The sequence below is a fragment of the Pseudomonas sp. 14A genome, from assembly GCF_018132745.1.
GTDB lineage: Bacteria > Pseudomonadota > Gammaproteobacteria > Pseudomonadales > Pseudomonadaceae > Aquipseudomonas > Aquipseudomonas mercuritolerans.
Genome location: NZ_JAGRQJ010000003.1, coordinates 881880 through 903866, shown reverse-complemented (window position 1 = coordinate 903866; position 21987 = coordinate 881880). Strand labels below are relative to the sequence as shown.

Sequence of the window (21987 nt, the reverse complement as noted above, 5' to 3'; positions counted from 1 at the left end):
GTTAAGTCAAAAAACCGTGCACAGTCAAATTTATGGCGCACATCTCTGGTTCAACTGACGGTTAATCAACCAAACAGATGGTAAACCTTTGCAGCCTTTTGCGCTTGGGTGATCTGCGACATCTCGTTGGCTATCGCCTGCCGCTCGCCCATTGCCACCTCAAGAAGCTCCTTGTAGACGAATAGCAGCTCCTCAAGGTTGTCGCGCAGCGCAACTTCGTCCAGCGAAGCTTCCGCCATGACGTCTTCCATGCAGGAACGGCAAGCCAGATCCAACTCACCAATGGCTTCCCAGTTTCGTTCGGCCAATGCTCCGACCAACGCTTCGCGGGTATCGGCAATTCGCTGCAATACAAGACTCATGGTGCTCTCCTTCAGAACTGCGGAGCCGGCACAGGCGCGATGGCGTCCCAGCCTTCTTTTACCGTTGTCAGCAGGCCGGCCACTTCATCGAGGACACGCGGATCACTGCTGATGTTGGCCTCGGCGAGGCGCTTCATCATGTAGATATACAGGCCATCCAGATCGGCCAGTGCCTCTGCATTGTTTTCAAGATCGAGACCTTCACGAAGGCCACTGACAATGCCGATGGCCTTGCTGATCGCCGTGCACTTGCCGGGAATGTCCTTGCGCTCGATGGCGCCCTTGGCCTGCGCAATCCGGGCCAGACCACCTTCCATCAACATTTGCACCAGGCGGTGCGGGCTCGCTTCGGACGTCTGCGCATGGGCGCCGACTTTCTGGTACTGCCGAAGGGCTAACATCGGGTTCATGTTCTACCTCATTGCCACGTTGACTCGTATAACCAGTGTATCGCCAACCGGTCCGAAAACTTTAGATCAAAAGACAAAAACCCGGCGCACGCCGATAAAGCGTAGCCGGGTTTTTGTCGTTACTGACTGTTACTTCGCGGACTGCTGAGCGTTAAGCGAGCTGAAGAACGACGTGATGCTGCTCGCCGTGGCCTTCATCTGCCCTACCAGCAAGTCCATGGCGTTGTACTTGGCCGTCAATGTCGACGTCAGGTTGGCAACGCGCAAGTCCAGTGCCGTCTGCTGCTTTTGCAGGCTCGAAGCCAGATTGGTCAGGTTCGAGCTGCGCTGGTCGAGCAACCCGCCGGTTTTCACATAAGGGTCCACCGAAGCGCTCATGCGCGCCAACAGACCGTTCTTGGAATCGGTGCCAGTGAACATCTGCTGAACCTGACCGGCCATGCCGGGGGTTTCCATACGCTTGTTGAAGACCGAAGCATCAAGCGCCAGCAAACCGGTCTTGCTGTCGGTCATGACACCCAACTGCGACAGCACCGCCAACTGGCCGCCTGCACCGGTCTCGGTCAGCTGTTCACGGATATCGGCCATCAACGAACGTGGCAGCGAGTCACCGGTGAACGCAGCGGAAACGGTGAGGTTGCCATCCGCGTCCGGGGTCGCCTTGGACAGCGCGTCGATGGTTTTCTTCAGCGTGTTGTAGGAGTCGACGAACGTCTGCAGCGACGTCTGGATGCCTGCGGTGTTGGTCGCCACAGTCACAACCGCCGCGGTTTGCGCCCCGGGAGCGCCCGGGCTGACGGCGGTCAGGTTCAGCGTCATACCGCTGATAGCGCCGGTTACCGTGTTGGTCTTGCTGGTAACAGGCAGCCCATCAATGGTAATCGTCGCGTCGCTGGCCAGTTCGCCAACCGTACCGGATGCGCCGGCCGCCGGGTTGTCACCCATTTTCTGCGAGCCGTCGATTTCGAGGCCGGCGATGCCGCTGACGCTCAGGTCCATGCCCGCGCCAGTCTTGCTGGAGCTCAGCACCAGGCGCGACGCACCGGAACTGTCGGTCACGATGTTGGCGGAAATACCGTTGCTGGCCTGCGCGGTGTTGATCGCGTCACGGGTACTTTGCAAAGTGGCATTGGCCGGAATCGCGACATTGTAATCAATGCCATTCTGACTGATTTTCAGAGTACCACTCGGAATGGCACTGGCGGCACCGCCGGCAAAGGCGGCACTGGCTACTTTCGAGCCGGTGGCCAGGTTCTTCACGACCACGTTGTAAGTGCCCGGAACAGCAGTGCTGTCGGAGGTTGCACCGAGAATCGTCGGAGAGTTGGAAGTAGCGGTGTAACCGGCGAAAGCCGGGCTCGATGCCTTGTTCAGGTCAGCCATCGATTTTTGAAAGGCAGCCAGGGCGCTCTTCAGCGAACCAACGCCGGAGATCTTCAGCGAGTTGGTTTTGGTCTGCGTATCGATCTGTGTCTGCTTGGCAGACTTGTCGGCGTTGACCAGCGCGGTGACGATCGCGCCGATGTCCAGGCCGGAACCCAGTCCGGAACCCGGTAGAATTGGACTTGCCATGTGCATCTCCCTTCAGATTGTTGCCATTCTTTTGACCGTTACCCGCGTCCTGAGAACGAACAAACACTATTCATGCCATTTATCAGACTTTGGCGTCGAACAACACATGACTTGCGTTGGCGAGGCTGTCAGCCAGCTTGAGGGCTTCGGCGGAGGGAATCTGTCGAACCACTTCACCTGTCTCGCTTGCGATCACCTTGACGATGACTTTGCCGGAATGCTCGTCAATCGAGAACTCCAGATTACGCTTGATCGACTGGACGAACTTTTCGATCTCTTGCACCGCCAGTTTCAACTTGGCGCTGTCCGAATCCTGATCCTTGACAGCGACCGGTGCTTCAGTCTTTTGGACTTTAGGCAGCTCTGACGGTTTGTCAGCAACCGGTGGCACTGGTTTGGGAGCCGGATAAGACACGTTAAGCTTTACGCTCATGTCCATGCCCATCACCTCTTAACGTAAAAAAGCGAGAGAGCACGACCAGCGCACTCCCCCGCTCAAACTTGTTCCGAATTACTGAAGCAGTTTCAGTACAGCGGAAGGCAGTTGGTTGGCCTGGGCCAGAACCGAAGTGGAAGCTTGCTGCAGAGTTTGCTGCTTGGTCAGGTTAGCAGTTTCTGCGGCGAAGTCGGTGTCCTGTACACGACCCTGGGCAGCGGTGGTGTTTTCAGTGATGTTCTGCAGGTTGGAGATGGTGCTGGTCAGACGGTTCTGCGAAGCACCGAGGCTGGCACGAGTTGCACCGATTGCAGCGATTGCCGCGTCGATTGCAGTGATCGCGCTGTCGATGTTCTGAGCAGCACCAGTAACGGTAGCGCCAGTCAGGGACAGAGTGCCGCTACCAACCGACAGGCTGACGGCGTCGAACTTGGAGCTCAGTACCAGGTCGATGTGGTTGGCCGAACCGGTGTTTGCGCCAACTTGCAGGGTCACAGTACCAGCCGAACCGTCCAGCAGGTTCTTGCCGTTCAGGTTGGTCGAAGCGGAGATACGGGTGATCTCGTCCGACATCTGAGCGAATTCAGAGTTGGTAGCGGTCTGGTCAGCAGTACCGTTGGTGCCGTTACGGGCTTTAACAGCCAGTTCACGCATACGCTGCAGGATGTCGGTAGTAGCTTGCAGAGCGCCTTCAGCGGTCTGGGCAACGGAGATACCGTCGTTGGCGTTCTGGATGGCCTGGGTGTTACCGCGGATCTGCGAAGACATACGGTTGGAGATCTGCAGGCCAGCGGCGTCGTCTTTGGCGCTGTTGATTTTCAGGCCGGAAGACAGGCGCTGCATCGAAGTGGACAGAGCGTCGGAAGCGCGGTTCAGGTTTTTCTGAACGTTCAACGATGTGGTGTTGGTGTTTACTGTTAAAGCCATGACGAATTCCTCGTTGGTTGGGTACTGCGGCTTCCGGCCCTGGCAACCGCCGGGTATGGCCTAGAGAACCTTCGTAATAGTTATCGTCGGGTTTGCAGGTTGCTTGAGGGCTTTTTGAAAAAATTTTGCCATCACCACGCCACCCCCGAGAAAACAAAGACTTAGCAGCACATCCAGCGCGAAAAAATGACGCCATAAAACCGCCTGTAACGCGAAGCCGCGGGCCAGTGCTGCGCAGCGGTTCAGCGCCGGACACTTTCCAGCAATTCCACCAGTTCGTATTCCATATAGTCAGCCAGGCCCAACCAGTCCTGGCGCTCCTGACAATCGAGCATTTGCATGAGCACTTGTGCCCACGCCTGCTGGATATCCACTGAGGCAGACGCCAGACATTGCTGGACCTGTTCGAACACATCGACCATGGTCAGCGCCGCCTCGACGTCACGCCCCAGGCGAAACAACGCCGCGCATCGGCGACACTGATCCTGACTCTGACTCAGCGCACTCATTGCACGAACTCCGGATTGAATGCGGTACCGGCGATCAGCGCACCGGCGCGACTGCTGTTGAGAAATTCGACCTGCGGATGCGCGGCGATATAACGCTCGAGCACACACAGATAGCCGCGAAAATTCAGCTGCGTGCTGACGCGCTGACCGTGACCATCGCGCACCCAGTGCCGCGCCTGGGCCAGCGGCGGGCCCAGATCGCCGTCGCCCCAACCCGCGTGGGTCTTGTTCATCGGGAAGGCGAAATCAGCACCAAACAGGGTGATTTGCCCGGCGCCCATTTTCACTGCGAGATCCACCGCCGGATGAATCACGCTGCCGCCGACGTGCAGCTCACCGCGTGGATACTGTTCTCGCAGGTCGCTGTAGATCGGGCTGGCCGAGTAGCCGCCATAGCGCTTGCCCTTCCATGCCTTCAATACCTGCGGGTCGCTCATCGGCAGGTACACCAGCGTAATGCCGTCAGACGTCTCGAAGGGCAGATGCCGAAAGCCGATGCGCTGATCAATACTTACCACCACGTCAGGCACGATGCCGTGTTCACGCAACGGCCGATAGGCTGTATCAACGCAGATGAACAACGGCCGCTCGGTACGCTGACGGATCGCCGCCAGACGCTCGAAATGCTGTTCAAGCGTCGGCCCGGTGGCGATCACATAGACTTCCCGCCCAGCGCAACTGCCGAATAATTGCGCCACATCGGCATCGCCAAGCAACACCGGCAGGCATTGCTGCAAGCGCTGCCGGATTTCCGGTGACTGCGGATCGAAATCGCGATTGTTGAACGTCAGGTGTACTTCATTGATCAGCCGGTCGCGAATCTTCGCATTGAAGTCGTCGGCCAATAGCATCTCGGCCGGCAGGGCAAAAAACGGCGTGAAAAAGTCCGGGTGATCACCGGCGTAAAACAGTTCGACCCGAGGATCCTCCAGCCACTGGCGCTGATCGAGCAGTTGCAGCACCAGCGCGAACAGCGCGCCGTTGAGAATGTGCACGTACAGACGCTCCAGCCCCGCGCGCTTAAGCAGCACAACGGGCAAGTCGCCCAGGCCAGTGCCATAGACGTGCAGATGCGGTTTTTCCGGCAGGCTCGCCGCCTGGATCTGCGCCTCGTGCAGACGGTCATGGCGGCTGGTCAACTGAATGCCCTCAACGCTCAGCGTCGAGCCCAGCCCTTGCACGAGTTCGGCCTGTACGGACGCGCTGTCTTCGGCCATCAATCGCTCGAACAGCGCCGGCCAGCGCCGTTGCAACACCTCGGCATTGGCTTGGAAAAACTCGCTCATGGCGCCTCGCGCTCCTTCTCGGGCAAAAAAATAGCGTTCAAGGTTAACCTTGAACGCTATTTTTGTATCAGTGCTTTTTGCTCGGGCTTACGGACGATAGATGATCGCCGAGCCCCATGACAGGCCGACGCCGAAACCGCTCAGCGCAACGCGCTGCCAGTCGGAATCGAGCACGTGTTTTTCCAGCAGCAGCGGAATGCTCGACGACACGGTATTGCCGGTCTCGACCATGTCCTTGATGAATTTCTCCGGCTCGCCTTCGAAGCGTCGCGCCACGGCGTCGACGATCGCCGCGCTGCCCTGGTGAATGCAGAATGCGTCGATGTCATCGGCCTTGAGATTGGAATCGTCGAGCAACTCGTGCAAATGCGCCGGCACTTTCAGCAGAGCGAAGTTGAAGACCTGACGACCATTCATGAAGAACACGCCGTTGCTGACTTTCAAGTGGGGTGCGCCGGAACCGTCGGTGCCGAACTTGGCCTTGCCCAGCGCCCAGGTCGGGTTTTCGCCCATCCAGGTTGCAGTGGCGGCATCGCCGAACAGCATGGTGGTGTTACGGTCTTCCGGGTCAACGATTTTCGAGTACGGGTCAGCGGTGATCAGCAGGCCATTCTTCAGGCCGGCGGCTTCCATGAAGCCCTTGATCGCGTAGATGCCGTAGACGTAACCGGAGCAGCCCAACGAGATATCGAACGCTGCGACATTGGTCGGCAGGCCGAGCTTGTCCTGAACGATGGCAGCGGTATGCGGCAGGCCTTCTTCGTCACCGTTTTGAGTGACGACAATCAGTGCATCGATCGATTCACGCTTCAGTTCCGGGTTGCTGGCAAACAGCGCATTGGCCGCTTCCACGCACAGATCGGAAGTTTCCTGCTCAGCGTCTTTGCGCGGCAGGAACGCCGAGCCGATCTTGCCAAGGATGAACTCTTCATCCTTTTCGAATTTTGCACCTTGTGCGTAATTGTCCACGCCGGCTACAGGAACGTAGCTCGCAATGCTTTTTATGCCAATCATTACGGCTTCCCAATAAAAAACAGCCCAAAACCACCGCTCGCAAGGATTCGAGGGGCGCCGACAAACAGAAAACGGCCGCCACAACGGGCAGCCACGGGAAGCGCAAAGGGCTATCACTGGAACCGCAAAACGGGCCAGGCGCCATCTCCCCGGTCAATACAATACAGTGAAGATGCGCGTTATGACTCGCAGGTCACGCTATTTTGCCGAATCGATGGCAGATTGGCTTATTCGATCAGCGACCAATCCAACGGCGTGCCACGCTTGATTGCGGTGCGCGCGCGGCGTCCGAGGACGGCATCAGTGTGCTTGGGCGGCAGACCGAGACCGGGACGGATGGCGCGCAGATTGTCGCCGGTAAAGGCTTCACCGGCGGCCATGTCAGCGGTGACATACAGCGAGCGACGATAAACCAGCGACTTGCGCTCGGCCTCGGTGACGCCGTAATGCACCTGCCCCATGGCCTGCCAGGCACGCTCTGTTTCGACGACCAGACTGGCCAGCTCCGCAGGCTCAAGGGAAAAACTCGCGTCGACGCCTCCGGCCGAACGGTCGAGGGTGAAATGCTTCTCCACGACAGTCGCCCCGAGCGCCACCGCCGCTACCGATACGCCGACGCCCATCGAGTGGTCCGACAGCCCGACCTCGCATCCAAACAACTCACGCAGATGCGGGATCGTACGCACATTGCTGTTGAGTGGCGTCGCTGGATAAGTGCTGGTGCACTTGAGCAAGACCAGATCCTTGCACCCGGCCTCGCGTGCGGCACGCACGGTTTCATCCAGTTCGGCGATGCTGGCCATGCCGGTGGAGATGATCAGCGGTTTGCCCGTAGCCGCGACACGACGGATCAGCGGCAGATCAGTGTTTTCGAAACTGGCGATTTTGTACGCCGGCACCTTGAGGCTTTCGAGAAAATCCACCGCGCTGTCATCGAACGGCGTCGAGAAGGCGAGCATCCCCAGTTCCTTGGCCCGAGCAAAAATCGGCGCGTGCCATTCCCACGGTGTGTGGGCTTTTTCGTAGAGATCGTAGAGCGACGTGCCGGCCCACAGACTGCCCGGATCCTTGATGAAGAATTCACCCTCGGCCAAATCCAGGGTCATGGTCTCGGCGGTGTAGGTTTGCAGCTTCAAGGCATGCGCCCCGGCCCTGGCAGCAGCCTCGACAATTTGCAGAGCGACGTCGAGGGACTGATTATGGTTGCCGCTCATCTCGGCAATGATGAACGGCGGCGCATCGGCACCGATGCTGTGGTGACCAATCTTGAAACTAGACATGCGGGTGATCCTTCAGAACACGGCTGAACGCGCAGGTCTCTTGAGTGAACCCGGCGTCGCGAAAGACTTTCAATGAGGACTGGTTGGCGGGCATGACCCGCGCAGTGATGCGTGTCAGTTGCGGCCAGTGCGCAGCGACAAACGCCTCGCCACGGCTGAGCACTGCCCTGCCCCAACCGAGGCCGAAACGCCCCTCCAGCAGATAGATCGACACTTCGGCTTCGAACCCGCGCAAGTCGTAGCGCAGCACCCCGACCGGGCCGTCATCCGCCTCGGCGATCAACAGCAGCCGTTGCGGATTGCGCAGGGTCGCTGTCAGCCAGTTCAGATGCTGCGCCCAATCGATCACGCCGGTTTCCAGCGACCAGCTCCGCACTGCTTCGGCATTGCGCCCATCGAACAGCAACTGCGCATCGTCCAGCGTCGCCGGGCGCAGCTTGAGCACCGCACCGGCCAGCGCCGCCGCCACGCGCTCGGCACCACGGCCGTCGACCAGTTGCCGCGAACGCTCGGCGAGGCTCTGGCGCAGAAAATAATTGTCCACGACAAAGCCAACCGCATCGCGCAGCTGCTCGACGCTGACCTGCTCGCGGGCGCCCATGAATACATGCGCGCCGGCGGCGGCCATGACTTCGCCGTTGGCCTGCTGATTGTTCGCCACGGCGATGCAGATCGTCGGCAAACCCAGCGCCGCACGTTCCCAACTGGTGCCACCGCCGGCGCCGATAAACAGATCCGCTTCAGTCATGCGCTGATGAAAATCGCTGACGAAACTGTGCAGGCGCCAGTTCGGCCGCATCTCGGCCAACGCCTGCATCTGCGTCCATGCCGGGTTGTCGGCGCCAGCGACGAAATCCACCTGCAATTGAGTGAAATCAGCGAGGGCGAGCATCGCGCGATGCGTCTGCATCGCCGCGTCGAACCCGCCGAAATTCACGAGCACCCGGCGCGCCTTCGGTTTGATCTCGATGGCCTCGCAATTGAATTCTTCACGCAGCATGGCGTAGCGCGGGCCGAGCAAGGTGCGACAGCCTGGCGGCAGCAGCGGCGCGTAGTTTTCACTCAAGCCAGAGAGGTTCTGATTGAGCAGCAGATCGACGCTGTAGCGCCGCGTGGCCAGATCATCCACGGCGGCGATTCGATGCGCCCAGCGCCGGGCAGCGGTTTGCCAGTGATGATCGAGGCCGTAATGGTCGACGATGATCCAGTCGAACGGTGCCTGCCCGTCCAGCAGCAGGCCCAGTGCATCAATATCGAACTGCCACGGCAACATCGATTCGATGGCCTGCAGCGGGTCTTCATCGCGATAGCGCTCGGGCAGCGCGAAGGTCTCGAAGCCTTCGGCATTCAAGGCTTCGAGTCGATGCCCCGGCAAACGCCGACAGGCAAACGCAACATGACTGCCCTGCCTGCGCAACACTCGCGCCAGTGTCAGGCAGCGGGCGATATGGCCGCTGCCGATGGTCGGCGAGGCGTCGGCGCGAATCAGCACTCTCATTGCAGTTCTCCGCCGGCCTTGAGCGCGGCGTACAGGTATTCGGCGCGTTGCCAGTCCTCGGGCGTGTCGATGTCCTGGACCAAATGACGCGGCAGGATCACCGGCAGGCTGGCTGGCGAGAACAGCGTCTCGCCACGCAACCAGGCTTCGCTGCGGCCCCAGTAAAACTGCCCGGCGTCCTGAAACGCTTCGGGCAGATCCTGCGAACGGGTCGTACGAAATTCGGGGTACAAAGACGTCAACGCGCCCTCCTCGTCGAGGGTCAGTGCGCGCTGCACCGGGAAGCCGAAGCCGCACACCGAAAAGGCAAAAGACTTGTGCGGATGCTGCTTGAGCAAATCCAGACCCTGACGCAGATAACGCGCCTGTAACAACGGTGCAGTCGCGTATACACAACAGGCGTAATCGAACGTCGGCAATTGCTGCAAGGCATGCACGATCACCGCAGCGGTGCCGGTGAAATCATCGGCAAGATCGACCGGTCGCATGAACGGCACCTCGGCGCCATTTGCCCGCGCGACGTCGGCAATTTCCTCATCGTCAGTGCTGACTGCAACCATCTCGAACAACCCTGACTCCAGCGCCGTGCGAATCGAGCGGACGATCATCGGCACGCCGTCGAACGGCTTGAGATTCTTGCGCGGGATGCGCTTGCTGCCACCACGGGCGGGGATGATCGCGACGCAGCTCACGGTGCCTTACTCCTCAAGCAGCAGCCGCCGCAGTTGCTCGACCACCTGATCCTGTTGTGCCTCGCTGAGCAAAGGGAACAGCGGCAAGCTGATCGCCTCGGCGTAATAGCGCTCGGCCTCGGGGAAATCGCCCTCGGCGAAACCCAGCTCGCGATAGTACGGCTGCAGATGCACCGGAATATAGTGCAGATTCACGCCGATACCGGCGGCGCGCAGACCTTCGAACACCTGGCGATGGCTGAGATTGCAGCGCTCGGCCTGCACGCGCACCACGTAAAGGTGCCACGCCGATTCGGCCTCCGATTGCGCGCTCGGCAAGGTCAGCGGCAGGTAGGCGAGGAGTTGATCGTAACGCGCGGCCAGTTCCCGGCGACGTGCAACAAACTCATCCAGTTTGGCCAGTTGCGACAGGCCCAGCGCCGCTTGCAGATCGGTGATCCGATAATTGAAGCCCAGCTCGACTTGCTGGTAATACCACGGCCCGTGGCTGGGCTCGGTCATGTGCTCGGCTTCGCGGGTCATGCCATGGCTGCGCAGGCGTCGCAGACGTTCGGCCAACGCCGGGCGATTGGTCAGGACCATGCCGCCCTCGGCGCTGGTGATGATTTTCACCGGATGAAAACTGAACACCGTCATCGCCGCAAATTCGCCACAACCGACCGGGCGCCCTGCGTAGCTCGCGCCCACTGCGTGGGAGGCGTCTTCGATCACGGTGAAGTTGTAGCGCACCGCCAGCTCGGCAATCTTGCGCATATCGCAGCTCTGCCCGGAGAACGCGACGGCGACGAGGACTTTGGGCAGCGTGCCGTCGCGCTCGGCCTGTTCGAGCTTCGCTTCAAGGGCAAAGGCGTCGAGGTTCCAGGTCAGTGGATCGATGTCGACGAAATCGACCTCGGCGCCGCAATAGCGCCCGCAGTTGGCCGAAGCCAGAAAGGTATTCGGCGAGGTCCACAAGCGATCGCCCGGTCCCAGGTCAGCAGCCAGACAGGCAATGTGCAGCGCCGCCGTGGCATTGCACACCGCTACGGCGAAATCGGCCTGACAGCGCTCGGCCATCGCCTGTTCGAAGCGTTCGATGGTCGGCCCCTGGGTCAGCCAGTCCGATTGCAGGACTTCGACCACCGCATCGATGTCCGCCTGATCAAGGCTTTGCCGACCGTAAGGGATCATACCGACAGCTTCGCGTGCAGATCGGCGATCTGCCCTACCGAAAGGAATTGCGGATTGGTGTCCGAGCGATACTCGAAATCCTCGCCCACCGCATGGCCGCGCTCGCCGAGTTTATCGACGGCAAAATCGACGTCGACGCTGGTAAAACGAATCGACGGCTGAATCGTGTAGTGATCCTCGAACTCCAGCGTCATTCGCGCATCGTCCAGCGGCACCATCAGCTCGTGCAGCTTCTCACCGGGACGAATGCCGACGTTCTTGTGTGGCAGATGCTCGGCCATGCCGCGCGCCAGATCGACGATGCGGATCGACGGAATCTTTGGCACAAACACTTCGCCGCCGTGCATGCGGGCGAAGCTGTCGAGGACGAACTGCACGCCGTGATCGAGGGTGATCCAGAAGCGGGTCATGCGCTCGTCGGTGATCGGCAATTCTTGCGCGCCGTCAGCGATCAGCTTGCTGAAAAACGGCACCACGGAACCGCGCGATCCCGCCACGTTGCCATAGCGCACCACGGCGAATCGGGTCTGCTGTTCGCCGGCAATGTTGTTGGCGGCGACGAACAATTTGTCCGAAAGCAACTTGGTCGCGCCGTACAGATTGATCGGGCTGGCGGCCTTGTCGGTGGACAGCGCGACGACTTTCTTTACGCCGTTATCGATCGCCGCAGCGATGATGTTTTCCGCGCCGTTGACGTTGGTGCGGATGCATTCGGTCGGGTTGTATTCCGCCGCCGGCACCTGCTTCAACGCAGCAGCGTGCACCACGTAATCGATGCCGCGCATGGCCTGACGCAGACGATCGGCGTCGCGCACGTCACCGATGAAATAACGCATGCACGGCGCGTTGAACGTCTGCTGCATTTCGTACTGCTTCAGCTCGTCGCGGGAGAACACCACCACGCGCTTGGGCTGGTACTGCTCGAGCAGCCGGCGGATGAAGTTACGGCCGAACGAGCCGGTGCCGCCGGAGATGAAAATCGATTGTCCGTTGAACATGTTGTGATTCCTGTCCGGCCTGCTCAGGCGAGCAACTGCGCCCAATTGATCGAGGCGTTTTCGCCCAGAGTGAAACCTTTGCCGCTCAGGGCCAGGTTGGCGTTGTACGCCGGATCCTGGGCGAACGCGTCGGGCCATTTTTCGCGCAGTGCCGCCAGTGCCGCTGGCGCCTTCGGCAGCTCGCCGGTATGCAGCACCTGCACCAGTGGCGTCCACACGGTGAGGTAACCGGCCTGACCGGCCTTCAGGCACAGGTCGACATCGGCATAGCCGTCGGCGAAGGTCGCTTCGTCGAGGCCGCCAAGGGCATTGAACAGCTCTTTGCCAACCATCAGGCACACCTTGGAAACGGCCGAGTAATTCTGCTCGACAGCCAGACGCTGCATGTAGCCCTCAGCCTTGTGTTTTTCGCCGATGAAGGGTGAACCCACACCGTCGTTGAGGCCGAGAATCAGACCGGCCTGGGCAACCTTGCCGTCACGATCGACCAGTTTGGCGCCGACGATACCGACTTCCGGACGCTGGGCATGGTTGAGCAGCGAATCGATCCAGTTCGGATTGACCACTTCGCTGTCCGCCGCCAGCAGCACCAGGTATTCACCCTGCGCCTGCTCGCTGGCGGCGTTGAACAAGGCAACTTCGCTCAGCGGCTGGTCGGCACGCAACACGTTGACCTTGGCATGGCGCAACGTGCCCAGCCAGTCGTTGACCTCTGCCGACTGGTTGGCATTGGCTGCCAGCAGCACTTCGTAGCGGCTGTAGCGAGTACGCAGCAACACGCCTTCGAGGCAGCGACGCAGCGCCGGCAGATCATCGATGACCGGCACAATGATCGACACCAGTGGCTGTTCGGTATGGCGATAATCGATCTGCCAGGTGCCCGGCGTTGTCGATGTGACTTTGGCTTTGTAACCGCGATTGCCCAAGTGACGCAGCAGCGCCAGACGCTCATGGGCGTTTTCTTCCAGAGGCGCCTGCTCGGTGATCAGCAGCGGCTCGTCGAGATGCGCGAGGCCGTCGAGGCCGCCCTGTTCGATGATGCGCAGCAACAGATCGAATTCCAGCGCCTTGCTGAAGTCGGCCTGATAGCCACCGGCCTCGAGCAGGACTTCACGACGGATCAGCCAGTGCCGCGCCATCAGCGACGGCACGCTTTGCAGCAGATCCAGGTTGAAACCGGGGCGGAATACGTCGACCAGTGCGCCGTTTTCCTTGCGCTGGATTTCATCGGTGGCCACCGCACGCACACCTTGGGCGCCGATCAGCTCAAGGCTGGCGCGCAACAGGCCGCTGGCGGTGAACAGATCCCCCGCCTCAGCCAGCATCAGCCAGTCGCTTGGCGACTGCTGGGCGCTCTGGTTAAGTTTGTCGACGACGTTGCCGGGCGTGACGCGGACAAAGTGCAGGGTGTTCTGCGCAGTGGTCGCCGCTGGTGCTTCACCAGTGGTGAACACAACAATCCTGAAGGCTTTGCAGTGTCCCTCAAGCAAACTGTCGAGCGACACTTGCAGCTTGTCGATGTCGTTGTCCAGATCAAGCAGGAAGATGCCGAATTGCGGGCCACCGCCATCAGCCGCCAAGTGCTGGCTGATCGACTCGAGCTGCTCGATGGCGGGCGCGCGCGCAGCCAGCCATTGCAGAAGACGGCCGGATTTCATTTTGTCGAAGCTGGCCTGATGATCATCGACCGTCAGCGCCTCGAGGCGGGCGATCCATTCATGCATGGCTTGCGCCGCCGCCTCGTCACCAAGCACTTGCAGTTGCGCAGCCAGACGCTTGGCAACCACCTGGTTGAACGCGTTCAGGTCATGCGCTTGCCACAGCCGGTCAACCACACTCTCCGGCGTATCGTTGTTGCGCGCCTGCAACAGGTGCGCCTGACGCGTCCAGATTCCTTCCAGCCCTTCCAGTTGCACACGGCCGGCGGGCATGGCGTGCAGCATGAATTCGAACTGTTCCAGACGATCGAAGAACGCTTGGTTGTAGAACGGCATTTCGACGTATTGCAGAGGCCCGAAACGACGATCCGGCAGCTTCAGTTCCTGGTTCCAGGTGGACTCGAAAATCAGTTCGGCGGTCAGCGAACGATTGGACTTCAGACAGTCGGCCATCGCCTGGAAGCTTTCGAGGACGAAGGCCTTGGTTTGCCTGGCATCGAGCCCCTCGATAGCGGAAGGCAACGACACGAGCAAATCGGCGAACGCCTCGCGCTCGGCCACCGATTTCGCATCGACGTAGGTCAGCGAGTGATAGACGTCGGTGCTGTGCTCGGACGTGCCATAGTTGATCTCGCGCACGACATACGGTGTCGGCAGGATCCGCGCCTTGGCATTGGCCAGCAGGAAGTAGACGTGACCGATTTCCTGCCATTGGAAATTCGTCCCCGGCGGCAGAGATGAGTGCCAGGTTTTCATCAGGTCGGTACGGGTCACCGCGTAGAACGGCGGGATGTACTGGCTCATGTAATCGATGACGCGGTCCTGCGCACGGTCGGACGCATAGTCCTCCTGGACCTTCTTGTCACGACGGTAGTAATTCACCCCACCGGCCAGCGCCAGGTACATCAGGCAATAACCGTGGCACATGCCGTAATCGGGGTTGGCCTGCAGGAAGTCCACGGACTCGGCGAGAGAGTCATGCAGAATGAAATCGTCATCGGCTGCCAGCACCATGTACGGCGTGGTCAACTGCTCCACGCCATAGGCCAGCTTCGCCTGCATGCCCCAGTAAGCGAACTGCGGCACGTGGTGATAGTCGACGGCGGAAAAATCGTCTTCCGGCCGTTCCGGCGTGGAATCCAGCACCATGATCCTGCAGGGCAAGCTGCTGTAGTACTTGACTGCCCGGCGCAGGAACGCCGGCCGATTATGCGTAATCAGCACCACGGTCAACAGCTCGCTGAGCGATCGTTCAGAACTGTACTTGCCTTGCATAACTTCTCTCCACAACCGGCGACTCGCCGAAACAACGCTGGGTAAATGTTGCGAATTAACGGACGCGACGCAGGTAGCCGTCCGGCGCCACGGTGATCAGCAATTTGTTCTGCAATTGCTGGTCGATTTCGAAGTCCCGGTTCTCTTCCAGGTACTTCCACACGGCGGTTTTCGGGTTGTCGCCCGGGCCCCATGGACGATCCGGGAAGAAGTCGGCCGGCATGTCTTCAACCACGGTGTCCATGACCACGCAGTAGCTGTCGACCGACACCAGCGGCGCGTAGAGGCGCAGCTCTTCGAGCACGTGGTCGTGGGTGTGGTTGGAGTCGAGAACCAGAATGACTTTCTTGCCTTTGGCGGCGGCCTGCACCTGAGCGGCAATGGCCGGGTCGATGCTCGAACCTTCGATCATCTTGATGCGCTTGGCCATCGGGTGGCCTTCGATGGCTTCGCGGTTGTGCGGACGAATGTCGAGGTCGATGCCCAGCACTTCACCGTGGCCTTGCAACTCCAGCAGCGAGGCGTAGTAGATGATCGAACCGCCGTGGGCAATACCGCACTCGATGACCAGGTCCGGCTTGACCTGCCAGATGATCTCCTGCATCGCCATCATGTCTTGCGGCAGCTGGATGATCGGGCGGCCCATCCACGAGAAGTGGTAGCTGTATTTGTGCTTGGCCGATTCGTTGAAGAAATCCCGGGCCAGGCCGGTCAGTTTCTGGTCGTCACCCTGTTGGGCGATCTGCTCGCGGCACTCGGCTTCGAAAGCCTGGTTGATGCTGTTGTCGGTCATGTCGGTCATCTCAAGGGTCACTGGAACGAAGCGCTGTCGACGGCGTGATAGACGTAGCGTCCACCGGTCATCCGCTTGATCTCTTCGAGGTAATTGGAATTCATCACAAACAGGTGCGCGCCTTCGGGCAGCGCATCCATCGCCTCTTGCGGCGATGACACTCGCGCACCGCTCAGGGGCAGATAACGCCCCTGCTTGGCCGGGTTGATATCGATCACGCGATCGACCGCGACGCCGGCGCGTTGCAGGAACAGCGAATAGATCACGCCTTTTGACGAGGCGCCCCAGATCGCCGAACCCTGTGCAGGCGCCGAGCGGATGATCTGCACAGCGCGGTCGAGGCTGGCGCTGAAATCTTCCGGCAGGGCCAGGCGCGCCACCGGTTGCTCCGGGGTCAGGCGCAACGTCGACAGATCGGCGACGATGTACAGATACTGGCCACCGAACAGATGCCCGGCCTCATGCACCGTGCCGAACATCCGGCGCAAGTCATCGAGGCGGAAATAGTTGACGTGTTCGTAGAACAGGTCGAACCACGCCTTGTGCTCAAGGATCCAGTCCAGGCACGGCACTTCGATGTAGATCTGCCCGCCCTGATTGGCTTCGGCGATCACGGCCAGAAAGCTCACCGGGTCCTCAATGTGCTCCAGCACATGACGCAACACGATGGCATCGGCCGACAAGCCGAGACCGCGCGTAAACGGCGCCTTGATCACGTCAGGGTTTTCGCCTTCGTAAGCCGGGTCGATGCCGGTGATCGAATAGCCAAGGCCTTTGAGCAACTCAAGAAAATAGCCCTTGCCGCAGCCGACTTCGATCAGTTCCTGACCCTTGAAGTGCTTGGCGATGATGCCTTCGACATCGCTCAGGTGTTGCTGGAACTGGCCGGAGTGCGCCTGCTCGTTCTGATAGTCGGCGTCATAGCTGAGCTTGTCGGCGTCGAACGCGGCGTTGAAAACCAGACCGCTGCGTTCGTCCTGCACCAGCAGCATGTCGGCGCTGGCCGAGGCCCGCGCCGATTCGGCATCGGCGAAAGTGCGGTTCTGCAACACCGGCAGGCCGGTGGCCCGGTACAACTCGTGCCTCATGGCGACTCTCCCAATAACTGTTGCAAGCGCTCGGTGACGGCCCAGAACGCCAGCGGTTCGTGCGTCGGATACGGGTAGTGGCCGAGGTTCAGAGCCAGTGTTGCGCCACGCTCACGCAAGCGCTGTTCGACCAGCGCACGCACCGACACCGGCTGGCCGCTGGCACAGTTGACCACGCCATCGAAGTCGCGCTGATGGAGGATCGCGGCGAGATGACTCGCGGCGGTTTCAATCGCGAGGAAATCGCGCAACTGCTCACCGGCCGACATGTTGAACGATGCCTCGCCGCTATCGATTGCCCGATCCAGCGCGGCCAACAGGCTGTTGGGGTTCTGCCCTTCGCCGTGCAGGTAGAACAAGCGCGCCCACTGCAGGGTGAACGGCTGCTCCTGCTGCAGGCTCTGCAGAAACAGGTGCAGCGTGTGCTTGGCCAGACCGTAGGGATTACTCGGCCGTGGCCCGGTTGCTTCGCTGAGCGGGCCGCTTTGCATGCCGTATTCAAAGCAGGTGCCGGTCACCAGAACCTGCTGCACGCCCGCCTCGACCGCGCTTTTGATAAAGCGGTAATCGGCCATCAGGTTGTGCTCGAAATGAAACAGCGCCCGATAGTTCGGCAGCCCCGGCCAGGCCAGGTGCGCGAGTGCGTCGATGCCTTCGGTCAGCGCGACGACGTTCAGGTCGGCCGCGTGAATATCTGCTGCGATGAACTCGACGTCATTGATCCACGGCATGCCCTGCGCGGTTTCTGCGTTGCGCGCCACGGCGCGAATCTCGCAGCCACGCGCCAGCAATGCGGCAACCAGATGCCGACCGACAAAGCCTGTGGCGCCAGTGACCAGAACCTTCACAGCACTTTCAACTCAGGCACGGCGATGACGAAGCGCCCGTCCCACTGACGCACCTGCGCCAATTGCTGACTGACTTCGGGCAACAGGTTCCACGGCAACACCAGCACGTAGTCCGGCCTGTCGATTTCGATCTGCGCCGGCGCCACGATCGGAATGCGGCTGCCCGGCAAGAACTTGCCCTGCTTGTGCGGATTGGCATCGGCCACCCAGGCCAGCAGATCCGCTTTGACTCCGGCGTAATTGAGCAAGGTATTGCCCTTCGCCGCGGCGCCATAACCGACCACACGTTTGCCGTCGGCCCTGGCCTGCAACAGGAAGCGCAGCAGGTCATGTTTGATGCGTTCGGCAGCAGGCGCGAGGGTCGCGTAGTACTCGGCGGTTTTCACCCCGGCAGCGAGTTCGGCCTGCAATTGTTGCTGAACTGCCGGGAGGACAGCGCGGCGCTGGCCGTCCTTGCGCTGCACGAATACGCGCAACGAGCCGCCGTGGGTGCTCAACTGGCCGACATCAAACACTTCCAGGCCATTGCGCTCGCACAGGGTCTGCACGGCGGTCAGCGACAGGTAGGAATAATGTTCGTGATACAGCGTGTCGAACTGCGCGCCGGCCATCAGCGTCAGCAATTGCGGAAACTCGAAAGTGGCGACGCCGGTCGGCTTGAGCAACGTTGCGAAGCCGGCGAGGAAATCGTTGATGTCGGGCACATGGGCAAGCACGTTGTTGGCTGCCATCAGGTCGGCGCTCCAGCCTTCGCTGCGCAATTGCGTGGCGGTGTCGCGGCCGAAGAACAGCTCACGAATCTCCAGGCCTTTTTCCCGTGCAGCCTGTGCGGTGCTGCGGGTCGGCTCGACGCCCAGGCAGGGGATGCCGCGCGCGGCGACGTATTGCAGCAGGTACCCGTCATTGGCGGCGACCTCGACCACACGGCTGTCGGCGTTCAGACCGAAACGCTCGCTCATCTCGGCGACATAGCGCTCGGCGTGATTCAGCCAAGTACTGGAGAACGAACTGAAGTAGGCGTATTCGGCATCGAACAGGCTGTCGGCACTGGTGTAGTCCTCGGTCTGAACCAGCCAGCATTGCTGGCACACCGCGACTTTGAGCGGCACCCATTGCTCGGCCTGCTCCAGGCGATCGGCATGCACGTAGGCGTTGGACGGAGGCGAAGTGCCGAGGTCGATCAGCGGCAGGCTCAGCGGTGCGGCGCACCCACGGCAATTCATAGACGCACTCCAGCAAAGTGTTGATCAAGCGCGGGATGGCTGGAGTCACGCGCTGACAAATTATTGACAGGCAACGGCCAGGCAATCGCCAGCCGTGGATCGTTCACCGACAAGCCGCCCTCGTGCTCCGGCGCGTAATCGGCGCTGTGCAGATAGAGCAACTCGGCGTCGTCAGTGAGCGTCTGAAAGCCATGAGCGAAACCGGCCGGAATCAGCAGGCTGCGGCCATCACCCGCCTTCAAGTGCTCGGCGTGCCAGTGCAGATACGTCTCCGACTCGGGACGCAAATCCACCGCAACATCCCAGACTTCGCCACGCAGGCACGTGATCAGCTTGGCTTCCGGGGCGTTGGCATTCTGATAATGCAGGCCACGCACACTGCCCTTCTCGCGGGTACAGGAATGGTTGATCTGGCGAATGTGAAACGCGCTGCCGAACGCACTCAGGCTGCCCTCGCAGAACAACCGGGCGAAGTGCCCGCGCTGGTCTTCGAAACGTTTGTGCTGAACGCTGAACAGGCCGGCCAATGGCAACGCTTGCAGGGAAAACTCGCTCACAGCGCGCCTCGGTACAGATTCAATTGGCCCAGAGTCACGGCGCGCATGTCATCGCCGTTCTGCCACGCCAAGTGCCAATCCAGGGTCTGCGCAAGGCACGCTTGCAACGACCAGCGCGGCTGCCAGCCGAGCACCTGTCGCGCACGACTGCTGTCCAGACGCAGCAGACCGGCTTCGTGCAATTCACTCGGTTCGATACGCAGCCCACGGGCCTGCGGCCAACGGCTGGCGAGCAGTTCGACCACTTCGCCGACGCTGCACATGTCCGCCTCACCGGGGCCGAAGTTCCACGCACCGGCGTATTCCGGGCCGTATTCGTAAAGCGCGGCAGCCAGTTGCAGATAACCGGCCAGCGGCTCCAGCGCGTGCTGCCAAGGGCGCACGGCTTGCGGATAGCGCAGGGTTACCGGCTCGTCGGCAGTCCAGGCTTTCAGTACGTCGGGAATCAGTCGCTCCGGGGCAAAATCACCGCCGCCCAGCACATTGCCGGCGCGTGCGGTCGCCAGGGCCAAACCATGTTCGGCATGTTTGTCCGCCGGGAAAAACGACGCGGCATAGGACTGCGCGAGCAATTCGCAGCAGGCCTTGCTGCTGCTGTAAGGATCGTGGCCACCGAGCGCTTCGTCTTCGCGGTACGGCCACAGCCATTCCTTGTTGGCGTAGACCTTGTCGGTGGTGACCAGCACGCAGGCACGCACGCCGCCGATCTGACGAATCGCTTCGAGCAGGTTCAGCGTGCCCATGACGTTGCTGGAATAGGTGCCGAGCGGATCGCGATAGCCCTCGCGTACCAAGGGCTGGGCGGCGAGATGCAGAACAATTTCCGGCTCGGTCTCGGCAATGATTTCGAGCAAGGCGCCGAGATCGCGCAAATCGCCGCGTTGATCATTGATGCCTTCGTGCACGCGCGCCAGTTCGAACAGACTCGGCTCGGTCGATGGGTCCAGGGAAAAACCGCTGACTTGCGCGCCGAGGCTTTGCAGCCACAGGGTCAGCCAACTGCCCTTGAAACCGGTGTGCCCAGTGACCAGGACGCGTTTGCCACGCCAGAAATCCGCATTCAAGCCCATTGCTTCCATGGGGCCTCCCCGCTCTGCCACAGCGCTTCGAGATGGTTCTTGTCGCGAAGGGTGTCCATTGGATGCCAGAAACCTTCGTGTTCGAAGGCCTTGAGTTGTTCGTCCTGCGCCAGACGGGCCAAAGGCTCGGCTTCCCAGGTGGTGCTGTCATCGCTGATGTAGGGCAGTACTTTTGGCGAAAGCACGAAGAAACCGCCATTGATCCAGCCACCGTCACCACGGGGTTTTTCGGTGAAGCCCAGCACTTGATCGCCCTGGCGTTCGAGCGCGCCGTAACGGCCTGGCGGCTGCACGGCAGTGACGGTCGCCAGGCGGCCGTGGGCTTTGTGGTAATCGACAAGCTGGGCAATGTTGATGTCGGAAACACCGTCGCCGTAGGTGAAGCAGAACGCTTCTTCATCCTTGAGATAACGCGCGGCCCGCAACAGGCGGCCACCGGTCATGGTTTCCTCGCCGGTGTCGATGAGGGTCACACTCCACGGCTCGCTGTAGTTTTGATGGACGTCCATGCGGTTGTTGCGCATGTCGAAAGTGACATCGGAGGTGTGCAGAAAGTAGTTGGCGAAGAAGTCCTTGATCGCGTAGCCCTTGTAGCCCAGGCAGATGACGAAGTCGTGGATCCCGTGAGCGGAATACTGCTTCATGATGTGCCAGAGAATTGGCTTGCCGCCGATCTCGATCATCGGCTTGGGCTTGAGGTGCGACTCTTCACTGATGCGCGTGCCGAGGCCACCCGCCAAAATAACTGCCTTCATCGTCTCCCCTCTCGTACGTCACCGGGCTGCGCACAGCTTTCTTGAGCGTTGCAGGCCTTCTGGCTAAACCTTCTGCCGGACCGGGCGCCGCTGGAAAGACCACGAGCGCTCGTTTTATGGCGATTTGCGGGGCACTTGCAGGAAACGCGCCAGCTCAGAGTCGACGTGGTGGGGACGGGCTAGGGATTTTGATTGGGGACATATCCCTTATCGCGGGTGCTGCCGCTGGCGGTTTGGTCTCCGGATCAATCCCGTAACGAAGCCTGTCGCCGGGACAAAAGATCAAAAAGCCAAATCAAAGGCCAGATCAAAAGCCACAGCCAGATCAAGAGCCAGAGCCGAAGCAAGAGCAAAAGCCAGATCAAAAGATCGCAGCCTTCGGCAGCTCCTACAGGTGGATCGCATACCACTCAAGAAAAGGTCGGCTGTCAGGCCGCCTTCGCGAGCAGGCTCGCTCCCACAAAAGCAAAGCAGCGCAGCTGCCCGCGGCAAAGCCGCCCCACTCAACAATGAGCGCAAGCTCGAGTGCTTTTGATCTTGATCCACCGGCGACGTCG

The 21987-nt window shown here is 60.6% G+C and carries 21 protein-coding genes; all 21 read right to left on the bottom strand.

Annotated elements, in window-relative coordinates; translation table 11 throughout:
- Positions 1–65 precede the first annotated feature (65 nt).
- The 21 genes from PS14A_RS06745 to rfbF all read right to left on the bottom strand — a co-directional run bounded on the left by PS14A_RS06745 (position 66) and on the right by rfbF (position 21430).
- Positions 66–362, bottom strand: coding sequence for a hypothetical protein (locus PS14A_RS06745; protein WP_016771085.1), 297 nt, complete (start codon positions 360–362; stop codon positions 66–68).
- 11 nt (positions 363–373) lie between these two features.
- Positions 374–772: a flagellar export chaperone FliS gene (fliS, locus tag PS14A_RS06740; RefSeq protein ID WP_041479013.1), complete on the bottom strand. Its 399-nt coding sequence runs from the start codon at positions 770–772 to the stop codon at positions 374–376.
- Between the two features lie 129 nt (positions 773–901).
- Positions 902–2344: a flagellar filament capping protein FliD gene (gene fliD / locus PS14A_RS06735; RefSeq protein ID WP_130910457.1), complete on the bottom strand. Its 1443-nt coding sequence runs from the start codon at positions 2342–2344 to the stop codon at positions 902–904.
- Positions 2345–2426: 82 nt separating this feature from the next.
- Entirely contained in the window at positions 2427–2783 is a 357-nt protein-coding gene (locus PS14A_RS06730) for a flagellar protein FlaG (protein ID WP_130910458.1), read from the bottom strand.
- A 72-nt stretch (positions 2784–2855) separates the two neighbouring features.
- Positions 2856–3707, bottom strand: coding sequence for a flagellin domain-containing protein (locus PS14A_RS06725; protein WP_130910459.1), 852 nt, complete (start codon positions 3705–3707; stop codon positions 2856–2858).
- A gap of 242 nt (positions 3708–3949) precedes the next feature.
- On the bottom strand, positions 3950–4216 hold the full coding sequence (locus PS14A_RS06720; RefSeq protein WP_130910460.1) for a hypothetical protein: 267 nt from the start codon (positions 4214–4216) through the stop codon (positions 3950–3952).
- Positions 4213–5502, bottom strand: a complete 1290-nt coding sequence (locus tag PS14A_RS06715; RefSeq protein ID WP_212615581.1) for a 6-hydroxymethylpterin diphosphokinase MptE-like protein — start codon at positions 5500–5502, stop codon at positions 4213–4215. Before PS14A_RS06715 ends, PS14A_RS06720 begins: the two co-directional genes overlap by 4 nt.
- 87 nt (positions 5503–5589) lie before the next feature.
- Complete coding sequence (locus PS14A_RS06710) at positions 5590–6516, bottom strand: ketoacyl-ACP synthase III (protein ID WP_016771093.1); 927 nt, start codon at positions 6514–6516, stop codon at positions 5590–5592.
- 227 nt (positions 6517–6743) lie between these two features.
- Complete coding sequence (pseI, locus tag PS14A_RS06705) at positions 6744–7796, bottom strand: pseudaminic acid synthase (RefSeq protein WP_212615580.1); 1053 nt, start codon at positions 7794–7796, stop codon at positions 6744–6746.
- Positions 7789–9294 carry a UDP-2,4-diacetamido-2,4,6-trideoxy-beta-L-altropyranose hydrolase gene (gene pseG, locus PS14A_RS06700; protein WP_212615579.1) on the bottom strand — a complete coding sequence of 502 codons (1506 nt, stop codon included), beginning with the start codon at positions 9292–9294 and terminating at the stop codon, positions 7789–7791. Before pseG ends, pseI begins: the two co-directional genes overlap by 8 nt.
- On the bottom strand, positions 9291–9986 hold the full coding sequence (pseF, locus tag PS14A_RS06695; RefSeq protein ID WP_212615578.1) for a pseudaminic acid cytidylyltransferase: 696 nt from the start codon (positions 9984–9986) through the stop codon (positions 9291–9293). Before pseF ends, pseG begins: the two co-directional genes overlap by 4 nt.
- Positions 9987–9992: 6 nt before the next feature.
- Entirely contained in the window at positions 9993–11156 is a 1164-nt protein-coding gene (pseC, locus tag PS14A_RS06690; RefSeq protein WP_212615577.1) for a UDP-4-amino-4,6-dideoxy-N-acetyl-beta-L-altrosamine transaminase, read from the bottom strand.
- Positions 11153–12154: a UDP-N-acetylglucosamine 4,6-dehydratase (inverting) gene (gene pseB, locus PS14A_RS06685; RefSeq protein ID WP_212615576.1), complete on the bottom strand. Its 1002-nt coding sequence runs from the start codon at positions 12152–12154 to the stop codon at positions 11153–11155. The genes pseC and pseB overlap by 4 nt, the downstream gene beginning before the upstream one ends.
- A gap of 23 nt (positions 12155–12177) precedes the next feature.
- A complete protein-coding gene (locus PS14A_RS06680) occupies positions 12178–15087 on the bottom strand; it encodes a TIGR00180 family glycosyltransferase (protein WP_212615575.1) in 2910 nt (969 codons plus the stop codon).
- A gap of 55 nt (positions 15088–15142) precedes the next feature.
- Positions 15143–15880 (bottom strand): cephalosporin hydroxylase family protein, encoded by a 738-nt coding sequence (locus tag PS14A_RS06675; RefSeq protein WP_212615632.1) that lies wholly within the window; start codon positions 15878–15880, stop codon positions 15143–15145.
- A 17-nt stretch (positions 15881–15897) separates the two neighbouring features.
- Positions 15898–16968 carry a class I SAM-dependent methyltransferase gene (locus tag PS14A_RS06670; protein ID WP_137216056.1) on the bottom strand — a complete coding sequence of 357 codons (1071 nt, stop codon included), beginning with the start codon at positions 16966–16968 and terminating at the stop codon, positions 15898–15900.
- On the bottom strand, positions 16965–17816 hold the full coding sequence (locus tag PS14A_RS06665; protein ID WP_212615574.1) for an NAD(P)-dependent oxidoreductase: 852 nt from the start codon (positions 17814–17816) through the stop codon (positions 16965–16967). The genes PS14A_RS06670 and PS14A_RS06665 overlap by 4 nt, the downstream gene beginning before the upstream one ends.
- A complete protein-coding gene (locus PS14A_RS06660) occupies positions 17813–19039 on the bottom strand; it encodes a class I SAM-dependent methyltransferase (protein WP_212615573.1) in 1227 nt (408 codons plus the stop codon). The genes PS14A_RS06665 and PS14A_RS06660 overlap by 4 nt, the downstream gene beginning before the upstream one ends.
- Positions 19036–19596 (bottom strand): dTDP-4-dehydrorhamnose 3,5-epimerase, encoded by a 561-nt coding sequence (gene rfbC, locus PS14A_RS06655; RefSeq protein WP_137216059.1) that lies wholly within the window; start codon positions 19594–19596, stop codon positions 19036–19038. Before rfbC ends, PS14A_RS06660 begins: the two co-directional genes overlap by 4 nt.
- Entirely contained in the window at positions 19593–20675 is a 1083-nt protein-coding gene (gene rfbG, locus PS14A_RS06650; RefSeq protein WP_137216060.1) for a CDP-glucose 4,6-dehydratase, read from the bottom strand. The genes rfbC and rfbG overlap by 4 nt, the downstream gene beginning before the upstream one ends.
- The gene (gene rfbF, locus PS14A_RS06645) at positions 20657–21430 is read right to left on the bottom strand and encodes a glucose-1-phosphate cytidylyltransferase (protein ID WP_130910933.1); all 774 of its coding nucleotides are present in this window, start codon (positions 21428–21430) and stop codon (positions 20657–20659) included. Before rfbF ends, rfbG begins: the two co-directional genes overlap by 19 nt.
- Positions 21431–21987 lie beyond the last annotated feature (557 nt).